Here is a 3,862-nt window from a genome sequence, read left to right on the forward strand (position 1 = left end):
CCCTATAGAGTAGACCTTTTTATTAGCTGTCTACTCTATAGGGTACATTTTATAATATTTTATGACTCTTTTATTTATATTATATATCTTTATATACTTTTTAAATATTAGTTTTATCTATGCTTTAAATATACCTTATATATTTTTATTTCATCATCTTCTCTTACAAATACTTCATACTCATTATAATGAGCATTATATGGCTTTATAAATCTACAGTCTATTACATAGTCATTATCTTCTAACTCTAATAACTCTATATCCTTTAGAAACTTTCTATCTAATAATTCCTTTAACCTTTTAATATATATCACCTATCTCTTACTTAAATATGTTAATCATAATCTATATTAAACTTTAATTTAATTCTTTATTATTAAATATTTATATGGATTTAGTGTAAGATTTGACTCTAGGTTTACGTAAACTTCATTAAATAGATCATATACTTTCTTATCTTTTAAGTAATCAGGAAGATCTATAGTTTTTTCAAAGTCATTATTATTAATTATTATACTTATATTTTCTTTTTTAACTATTATAACCTTATCTTTTGCTAGTACCCATTCATTATTTACTAACTTAAATTCACTATATCTTTTTCTTAAACTTATAATCTTTTTCATAAATGTAAGTATTTCTTTATCTTGCTTATCTTCATCCCACACCATACATTCACGTTGACCTTCACAGTCTTTAGTTTGTACTCCAGTCATACCAACTTCATCTCCGTAGTATATACACGGTGCACCTGATTGAGTAAACATAAATAAATATGCTAACTTAAATTTATCCTTGTTATTATTGCAATATGAAAGTACCCTAGTTGTATCATGACTTCCAAGTAAATTAAATCCAGATTCAATAGTTTGCATTTGATAATTTGATACTATATCGTTTAATCTATATTTAAACTCAATTTCATCTATTTCATTTGTACAGAAAAACTTTATTAAAGCATCTGCAAATGGATAATTCATTACAGCATCAAATTGATCTCCCATTAGCCAAGGCAAGCTATTGTGCCATATTTCACCTAATATATATACATCAGACTTTATCTTTTTTACTTCTTTTCTAAATTGCCTCCAAAAACTATGGTCAACTTCGTTTGATACATCTAATCTCCATGCATCTATATCAAACTCTTTTATAAAGTATCTTCCTACCTCTAATAAATACTCTATAACCTCTTCATTTTCTGTATTTAATTTTGGCATTTCAGCAACACATGAAAATGTCTCATAAGGAATGTTTTTTGAGTCTATTTTATTAAGTGGTGTGTCTACTTTATTAATGTCTTTTATATAAAACCAGTCTTTATACTTTGATTTTTCTTTATTTTTTATAACATCCTGCCATTGTTTAGAGTAATATCCTATATGATTAAATACTGCATCGAGCATTATTTTCATACCTCTTTTGTGAGCCTCTTTTACTAATTTTTTTAGTGTTTTTTTATCTCCCAAATGAGGATCTATTTTCATATAGTCTATTGTATCATATCTATGATTGGTATGACCCATGGTTATTGGACAAAAATATAATCCAGTTACTCCTAAGTCTTTTAAATAATCTAAGTGGTCTATAACTCCTTGTAAATCTCCTCCCATGAAGTTATCATTAGTTGGAGGTGTTCCCCAAGTTTTTGTATCTTTAGGATTTATGCTTTCATCTCCATTTGCAAATCTATCAGGAAATATCTGATACCAAACAGTATCTTTAACCCAACTTGGTATTTTAAGTACATCTATTTTATTTAAATATGAATAAGCAAAAAATGATGATATGTCATTTAATTTCTTTTGATTATCTTCATTCCCTAAATTTATTATATATTTTTCAGTATACAAAAGCTTTTCATCTATATCATCTATTATAAAACAGTATCTTGAACGCTTTGTTGGTGGATTGTATTTTGCTATAAAGTAATCAAAATACTCTGTTTCTAATTCCTTCTCCATTTTTATATCACAACTTGAAATCCACACTTTTCCACCAGACCCTAAGTTTCCTCCTCCACCTTCTAATTCATCCCAAATATACTGATCTCCTATTCTTAAAAATGCACTTTTAACTTCTCCCTTTTTAGCTCTAAGTCTTATATGAAGTGTATTTTCATCATATCCATAACAATAGTTACTTCTTGGTATATGAAGTAATGCTTCTCTTGTTATTTTGCTCATAAAAAATCTCCCCTATCTATCCATTATAAAATAAATTATATACTTATTTTAGTGCATATGGTATTAATTTAATATTAAAAAAACTTTTTTATGTTTTATGCTTATATAAATATTTATGTACTCATAATATTTATATTTTAAATGATTTCAATGACAATATTATATTATTTATCATTTCTAAATTATATAATTTACTTATACATAAAAATAAAGCTAGACATATGCCTAGCTTGTTTCTATACTATATCCGAAATTAACTCTTCTTAATATACTTTTCCCAACTAAAGTAGCAAGACTTAATTTTATAATATCTACAATTATAAATGGTGCTACACATATTGTAAGACCTTTTATAAAATCTGAATTAGTCACTATACAAAATTGAAGCGTACCTATTATATAACTTATTAATAAAGAACATATCATCCCAAACATAATTCCAATTGTAGATTTAAACTTTTCAGAAAAATAACCTACTATAAATGCTATTATTGGAAATGATAATATAAATCCACCTGTAGGACCTAATATTATACCTATCCCACCACTAAACTGTGCAAATACAGGTAATCCTATTGTACCTAATAATACATATATAATTTGAGATATAAATCCTAATCGCTTACCTAAAACTAAACCACATAAAGCCACTGCAAATACTTGCATAGTAAGTGGCACTGCTGGAAGTGGTATAGATATTTGAGTTAATATTGCTGTTAAGCTCGCAAATATTGAACATATTACTAATTCCTTAGTTTTTAATTTCATATGTACCCCCCCTTTTGTAAACCTATCTTTTATTTATGGTTTACAATTCAATTATATTCTTTATTTTTACAAAGTCAATTAAATTTAAGTTTAGATACATAATATTAATGTATTTTTATTGTTTTTATATTATTTTTTAATCATTTAAATATTGTTTCATTGTGTAATATCGATAAAATTCTAAGTAATCATGTATAATTATTTCTTCTAGTTTTTTCTAAATAAAGTTTTATAAGTGTATTTTCATTTATTATAGCTATCATACACCTACGTTCAAAAATAATATTATTGTATTATTTTGTTCAGCTATTTATTATAATACAAAAGTGCTTCTTATTAAATAAATCAAGAAGCACCTTTTAATATATATGTATTTTATAAACAGTTAATTTAATAATATATACCTTAACTAATAATTTTAATAAATATCTATTTATCTATATAAGTAATCCCTTGTTAAAGGGTTTGAGTTATTAACTCCATTAGTAAATACTATTTGATGAAGATCTATGACACCAGTGTTAAAGCAAGCTGCACAAGAATATAAATACATAGTCCACATTCTAACAAATCTTTCATCAAACATTTCTCTAACTGTATCTATATTATTTTCAAAGTTTTCATATAATGTGTTCTTAAGCTTTCTATATCAGTAGTGTAGAATTTATAGTCTGCAGATAAAGATACAATTTCTCTTAAACTTGGTATAACTCCTCCAGGGAATATGTATTTTCTCATCCAAGCATCTCCTTCTGATTCAACTAACCCACTTATATAATGAAGTACAAATATACCTTCTTTTTTAAGTACTTTCGATACATTTCTCATAAATAAATCATAATTAGGTCTGCCTACATGCTCAAGCATACCAACACTTACAACTCTATCAAAAGATAACCCTGACTTTT

General features: G+C 25.7%; 3 protein-coding genes and 1 pseudogene. All 4 read right to left on the bottom strand.

Translation table 11 applies throughout. The annotated features are described in order from the left end of the window. Positions 1-113: 113 nt before the first annotated feature. Entirely contained in the window at positions 114-314 is a 201-nt protein-coding gene (locus tag Q5F54_RS11640) for a hypothetical protein (protein ID WP_288526784.1), read from the bottom strand. A 48-nt stretch (positions 315-362) separates the two neighbouring features. Then, positions 363-2,186 carry a glycoside hydrolase family 13 protein gene (locus Q5F54_RS11645; protein WP_288526785.1) on the bottom strand — a complete coding sequence of 608 codons (1,824 nt, stop codon included), beginning with the start codon at positions 2,184-2,186 and terminating at the stop codon, positions 363-365. Between the two features lie 225 nt (positions 2,187-2,411). Next, positions 2,412-2,954, bottom strand: coding sequence for a biotin transporter BioY (locus tag Q5F54_RS11650; RefSeq protein WP_071120895.1), 543 nt, complete (start codon positions 2,952-2,954; stop codon positions 2,412-2,414). 433 nt (positions 2,955-3,387) lie between these two features. Next, positions 3,388-3,821: pseudogene (locus Q5F54_RS11655) on the bottom strand (class I SAM-dependent methyltransferase). Between the last annotated feature and the right edge of the window lie 41 nt (positions 3,822-3,862).

It is taken from the genome of uncultured Romboutsia sp., from assembly GCF_958366745.1.
Taxonomy (GTDB): domain Bacteria; phylum Bacillota; class Clostridia; order Peptostreptococcales; family Peptostreptococcaceae; genus Romboutsia; species Romboutsia timonensis.

Bases quoted from the DNA above. Each gene is read 5' to 3' on its own strand.
- Q5F54_RS11650 (WP_071120895.1), bottom strand. From the start codon at position 2,954: ATGAAATTAAAAACTAAGGAATTAGTAATATGTTCAATATTTGCGAGC.
- Q5F54_RS11645 (WP_288526785.1), bottom strand. From the start codon at position 2,186: ATGAGCAAAATAACAAGAGAAGCATTACTTCATATACCAAGAAGTAAC.